This window comes from Flavobacterium zhoui (assembly GCF_042787235.1).
Taxonomy (GTDB): domain Bacteria; phylum Bacteroidota; class Bacteroidia; order Flavobacteriales; family Flavobacteriaceae; genus Flavobacterium; species Flavobacterium zhoui.
In genome coordinates this window covers 22,223-28,222 of the sequence record NZ_JBHZPY010000019.1, presented here as the reverse complement: position 1 = coordinate 28,222, position 6,000 = coordinate 22,223, and the positions used below count along the sequence as shown (strand labels likewise).

The window sequence follows — 6,000 nt, the reverse complement described above, 5'->3', positions numbered from 1 at the left end:
GTCATTATATATAAGTAGTCGAAATACTGTTTTCTTATAAGACACCGTACTCCTATATATAAGGTAAGAAATGAAACTAGTTAATGAGATTTCTCCTTTGTCGAAATGACAAAGTCAATAAAATAAAAGGAAACAGGATGAAACACGACTCGCTAGCCCCGATAGCAGCGGAAATCCTTTTCTCGAGTTTTTACGAGAGAAAAGATTGAAACGAATAGCGGGAAATAGCTCCTAATAGAAACACACTCTTTTACCTATATATAATGAATGCCATTTGTTTTTACCTATATAGTAACAAACCTTACATATATATTGTATGTGTTTTCGTAATCCTTTATATTTGCATTCTTAAAATATCAAACAATGATTAAGATTACTTTGCCCGATGGGTCAGTTAGAGAGTATGCTTCAGGGGTAACCCCCATGGATGTTGCTAAAAGCATTAGCGAAGGATTTGCTAGGAATGTGATTTCGGCTTCTTTTAGTGGTACAACTATTGAAACTTCAACTCAATTAACGACGGACGGGAGTCTTACATTATATACATGGAATGATGCTGATGGTAAAAAAGCTTTTTGGCATTCGACTTCACACGTAATGGCACAGGTTCTGGAGGAAATGTTTCCTGGGATAAAATTAACTCTTGGACCAGCAATCTCTAACGGGTTTTACTATGATGTAGATTTTGAAGACCAGAAGATTACTGATGCTGATTTCAAAAAAATTGAGGATCGTGTTCTTGAAATTTCAAGAGGAAAACATGAATTCAAACTACGTCCTGTATCTAAAGCAGAAGCTTTAGAATTATACAAAGACAACGTTTACAAAACAGAACTGATTACTAATCTTGAAGATGGAACGATTACGTTTTGCGATCATGCTACCTTTACTGATTTATGTCGTGGTGGTCATATTCCAAATACTGGAATAATCAAAGCGATGAAAATCATGAGTGTTGCTGGAGCTTACTGGCGCGGTGATGAGAAAAATAAACAGTTGACTCGTGTTTATGGAACGTCGTTTCCTAAACAAAAGGATTTGACTGAATACTTGGAATTGCTTGAAGAAGCAAAACGTCGTGACCATAGAAAACTAGGTAAAGAATTGGAATTGTTTGCTTTTTCACAAAAAGTAGGCGCAGGTTTACCATTATGGTTACCAAAAGGAGCCGCCTTGAGAGATCGACTAGAGCAGTTTTTGAAAAAAGCACAGAAAAAAGGTGGTTATGAGCAAGTGGTTACGCCACATATTGGTCAGAAAGAATTATACGTAACTTCAGGGCATTATGCAAAATATGGTGCAGATAGTTTCCAACCGATAAGTACCCCTGCTGAAGGAGAAGAGTTTTTATTGAAACCAATGAACTGCCCTCATCACTGTGAAATTTACAATGTACGCCCTTGGTCTTATAAAGATTTACCTAAGCGTTATGCTGAATTTGGTACTGTTTACAGATACGAACAAAGTGGTGAATTGCACGGATTGACTCGTGTAAGAGGATTTACTCAGGATGATGCACATATCTTTTGTACGCCAGATCAATTGGACGAAGAATTCAAGAAAGTAATTGACTTGGTGCTATATGTATTCTCTTCATTAGGTTTCGAAAACTTTACTGCTCAGATTTCATTAAGAGACAAAGAGAACAGAGATAAGTATATAGGTACCGATGAAAACTGGGAAAAAGCGGAGAATGCTATCATCAATGCTGCCAAAGACAAAAACCTAGATACCGTTATCGAATATGGCGAAGCGGCTTTTTATGGTCCAAAATTAGATTTCATGGTAAAAGATGCCTTGGGAAGACAATGGCAATTAGGTACGATTCAGGTGGATTACAACCTGCCAGAACGTTTTGACTTAACATACAAAGGGTCTGACAATGAATTACATAGACCTGTCATGATACACAGAGCGCCGTTTGGTTCGATGGAACGATTTATAGCTATTTTACTAGAGCATACAGCAGGAAATTTCCCACTATGGCTGATGCCGGAACAGGCTACAATCTTGTGTTTGAGCGAGAAATATGAAATATATGCTAAAAAAGTTTTGAATCTGCTAGAAAATCACGAAATTCGCGCCCTTGTAGACAATAGAAACGAAACAATCGGGAAGAAAATTAGAGATGCCGAAATGCAGAAAACCCCGTTTATGTTGATTGTAGGTGAGGAAGAAGAGAAAAACGGAACGATTTCTATCCGTCGTCATGGACAAGAAGGAAAAGGAAATATCAGCGTTACAATAGAAGAATTTGTTGCTATTGTAAACGAAGAGATCAATAAAACATTAAAAGTATTTACAGTTTAACTTAAATTATAAAGTCATAGCAATAAGAAGCAACAGAGGTTATCAACCTCGCGTAGAAAAAAAGGATGCACACAGAATAAATAATCTTATTCGTGGTGTACAAGAAGTAAGACTTGTAGGTGAAAATATAGAGCCTGGAGTTTTTAAACTTTCGGAAGCTTTAAGATTAGCGGATCAATTTGAATTGGATTTAGTTGAGATTTCTCCTAATGCTGAACCTCCGGTTTGTAAAATCATGGATTACAAGAAATTTGTTTACGAGCAAAAGAAACGTGATAAAATCCTAAAAGCGAAATCTACGCAAGTAGTCGTTAAGGAAATTCGTTTTGGACCTCAAACAGATGAACATGATTACGAATTTAAGAGAAAGAATGCTGAGAAGTTCTTGAAAGAAGGAGCAAAATTAAAAGCTTTTGTTTTCTTTAAAGGGCGTTCAATCATTTATAAAGATCAAGGTCAAATCTTATTATTAAGATTGGCTACGGATTTAGAAGAATTTGGTAAAGTGGAAGCGATGCCAGTTCTGGAAGGAAAGAGAATGATTATGTTCATTGCTCCGAAGAAAAAGAAGTAAAAGTTAGCAGTCGCAGTTTTCAGTTTTCATACTGCAAACTGAAAACCGAGACTGAAAACTAAAAAATAAGTAAGTAAGAATAAATTAAAATACTAGGAAAAAATGCCTAAAATGAAAACCAAATCTAGCGCCAAGAAACGTTTTAAAGTTACTGGTTCTGGAAAGATTAAAAGAAAGCATGCTTTTAAAAGTCACATCTTGACTAAAAAATCTAAAAAACGTAAATTAGCTTTGACACATTCAGCGCTAGTTCACAAAACAGATATGAAAAGCATCAAACAACAATTAAGAATTATTTAATTAAGACTTAAAGTTGCAAAGTCAAAGGTCTTAGAGACTTTGGACATTCGACTTTAAATACTTTTGACTAAATAGTCTTTAGGTTAAAACAATTTAAAATAACCTTGGAGTATGGCCATTAAGTGCTTTTGATTAAATTCAAGCCGCCTGCTACAAAAACACATCAAAATTATGCCAAGATCGGTAAATTCAGTTGCTAAAAGAGCAAGAAGAAAAAAAATAATGAAGCAAGCCAAAGGTTTCTTTGGTAGACGTAAAAACGTTTGGACAGTTGCTAAGAATGCGGTAGAGAAAGCAATGTGCTACGCTTACCGTGACAGAAAAGTGAACAAAAGAAATTTCCGTGCATTATGGATTCAACGTATCAACGCTGGAGCTAGATTGGAAGGAATGTCTTATTCACAATTCATGGGTAAAGTAAAAGCTAACGGAATCGAATTGAACAGAAAAGTTCTTGCAGATCTAGCTATGAACCACCCTGAAGCTTTCAAAGCAGTACTTAATAAAGTAAAATAAACGTTTTATCAACTCAATTTAGATTACTTACTTATATAGAAACCTCAATCGAAAGATTGGGGTTTTTTGTTTTTAAATGATATTTACAAATTAAGAAAAGATACTAATACAATAAGTTTTGTATCATAATTAATTTCAGTAATTTCGGAAAATGGTACTTAGAAAACTGCATTTCCCGATTTATATTATATTATTAGCCTTAATTTTTGCCACTCAATCCTGTGAGAAAAAAACGCAAAACAAGCCCCCGAAAAAACAAGATCTTACAGAAATTAATAGACTCTTAGCAGTTGGTCATGAACATTATGAAAATGAAGAATTTGATAGCTCCTACTATTATTATAACAAAGCCAGATATGCTGCCGAAATAAAAAAAGATACTTCCAGAATTATTAACTCTATAAGTTGGATGGCACAGATTCAGAGAGTCCAAGGAGATTATACAGGTAGTGAAGCTACAGCTGTCGAAGCACTATCTTTTTTAGAAAACAATGGCAAATATCCCAATGGCAGATGGAATATTTATAATGCACTAGGCAATAATTACTTATATACATTTGACAATGACAACGCCCTTTATTACTTCAAAAAAGCATTAAATTTAAAAACAGATCCAATTGAAAAAGCTGGTATCGTAAACAATATCGCAATAACATATATAGAAAAGGGTAATTATAAAAAAGCCTTACAAAATCTTTTGCCTTTGATAAAAAAAAAAGAAGTACTAAATCACGCCGAAACATTTGCCAGAATAAACGATAATTTAGGTGACTCCTATTCTAAATCTGAAAGTTCAAAGGCACTTTACTATTTAAATCAAGGCCTAAAAATAAGGTTACAAATAAAGGATGACTGGGGGTTGATTTCGAGTTATTATCATCTTTCCGAATACTACAAAAAAAGCAATCTAAATTTAGCTACTGATTACGCCCAATTGACCTATGAAAAAGCAACAGAAATAAACAGTGTTGATGACCGTTTGCGATCTTTAGAACTATTAATTAAAAACAGTACAGGGAATAAATTGAAAATTTTTTCATTACATTATCTCCATATTAATGACAGTATTAATAAAGTCCGACAAAAAGTAAAGAATCAATTTGCTAAAATAAAATACGATTCAACTAAAGAAAAGAACGAAAATGAAAAACTAAAAGCGCAAACAATACTACAGCAAGAACAACAGCAAAACAAAAACGTATTCTTGTACCTCGTGGTTGCAGTTATTATTACCATGAGTATTGTTGTTGGTAATTTCCTTGTAGTCAAAAACAAACGAGAAAAAATAAAAAGTGCCTATACTACTGAGATTCGAATTGCTAAAAAACTGCATGATGAACTGGCTAACGATGTTTTCCATACGATGGCTTTTGCAGAAACACAAGATCTATCGACTAATGCGAATAAAGACATATTACTTAGCCACCTTGATACTATATATTCACGAACGCGAAACATTTCTAAAGAAAATAGTTCTATAGAAGCAGGGCCTTTATTTACTTCTAACTTCAAAGAAATGATGTCTGCATTCAACAGCTCTGCAATTAATGTCTTAGTCAGCGGAATAGATACGATTGACTGGTTAAGTGTAGACAATAATACAAAAATAACAATGTACCGTGTACTTCAAGAATTGCTTGTCAACATGAAAAAACACAGCCTATGCAGTTTAGCAGTAATAATTTTCAAAAAAAATGAAAATAAATTACAAATAGATTACAGTGATAATGGTATCGGAGCAACATTTGATGAAAAAAAATCAAGAAATGGACTGCAGAATGTAGAAAACCGTATTCAAGCTATAAAAGGAACCATAACTTTTGAAACAAAATCTGGCAAAGGCTTCAAAGTACACACTACATTCCCAATTTAAGTATAGTATTTAAAATGTGAAATTTTATTTGGCTAGGCTTACCATCTATGTAAATATTTCTTAATAATAACATTGGGTGTAATTAGCTTTTGATTGTAATTTACATCATTTCGAGTGATTTTCTACAGAACAATTATATAGAGAACTACAAAAATTAGTGTTAAAAACGATTCTCGATACATTTTCTATTCGGTTTTACTGCACAAAAAGCACTCGAACTGACGTTTTTAATAATTGCGCCCAACTAACGTTAACTTTAAAAAAATGAAAATAAATTATAAATAGATTACAGTGATAGTGGTGTTAGAGCAACATTTGATAAAAAAAATCAAGAAATGAACTATAGAATGTGGAAAACCGTACTCAAGCTATAAAAGGAACTGTTACTTTTGAAACTTAATCTAACAAAAGTTTTAAAGTAACAATA

Annotated in this window: 5 protein-coding genes; all 5 read left to right on the top strand. The window is 33.5% G+C overall.

All coding sequences use genetic code 11. The annotated features are described in order from the left end of the window. The first annotated feature begins 363 nt into the window (after positions 1-363). The 5 genes from thrS to ACFX5F_RS15700 all read left to right on the top strand — a co-directional run bounded on the left by thrS (position 364) and on the right by ACFX5F_RS15700 (position 5,573). Positions 364-2,310 carry a threonine--tRNA ligase gene (gene thrS / locus ACFX5F_RS15720; protein WP_379852976.1) on the top strand — a complete coding sequence of 649 codons (1,947 nt, stop codon included), beginning with the start codon at positions 364-366 and terminating at the stop codon, positions 2,308-2,310. A gap of 16 nt (positions 2,311-2,326) precedes the next feature. Continuing rightward, positions 2,327-2,884 carry a translation initiation factor IF-3 gene (infC, locus tag ACFX5F_RS15715; RefSeq protein WP_379852977.1) on the top strand — a complete coding sequence of 186 codons (558 nt, stop codon included), beginning with the start codon at positions 2,327-2,329 and terminating at the stop codon, positions 2,882-2,884. Positions 2,885-2,986: 102 nt separating this feature from the next. Beyond that, complete coding sequence (gene rpmI, locus ACFX5F_RS15710) at positions 2,987-3,184, top strand: 50S ribosomal protein L35 (protein WP_022827375.1); 198 nt, start codon at positions 2,987-2,989, stop codon at positions 3,182-3,184. Between the two features lie 171 nt (positions 3,185-3,355). Next, on the top strand, positions 3,356-3,700 hold the full coding sequence (gene rplT / locus ACFX5F_RS15705) for a 50S ribosomal protein L20 (RefSeq protein ID WP_035633036.1): 345 nt from the start codon (positions 3,356-3,358) through the stop codon (positions 3,698-3,700). Between the two features lie 151 nt (positions 3,701-3,851). Continuing rightward, positions 3,852-5,573: a tetratricopeptide repeat-containing sensor histidine kinase gene (locus ACFX5F_RS15700; RefSeq protein ID WP_379852975.1), complete on the top strand. Its 1,722-nt coding sequence runs from the start codon at positions 3,852-3,854 to the stop codon at positions 5,571-5,573. Positions 5,574-6,000: the final 427 nt, after the last annotated feature.

What these genes read in the sequence shown, in the direction of transcription:
- thrS (WP_379852976.1), top strand. Translation starts at nt 364, where the DNA reads ATGATTAAGATTACTTTGCCCGATGGGTCAGTTAGAGAGTATGCTTCA.
- rpmI (WP_022827375.1), top strand. Translation starts at nt 2,987, where the DNA reads ATGCCTAAAATGAAAACCAAATCTAGCGCCAAGAAACGTTTTAAAGTT.
- rplT (WP_035633036.1), top strand. Translation starts at nt 3,356, where the DNA reads ATGCCAAGATCGGTAAATTCAGTTGCTAAAAGAGCAAGAAGAAAAAAA.
- ACFX5F_RS15700 (WP_379852975.1), top strand. Translation starts at nt 3,852, where the DNA reads ATGGTACTTAGAAAACTGCATTTCCCGATTTATATTATATTATTAGCC.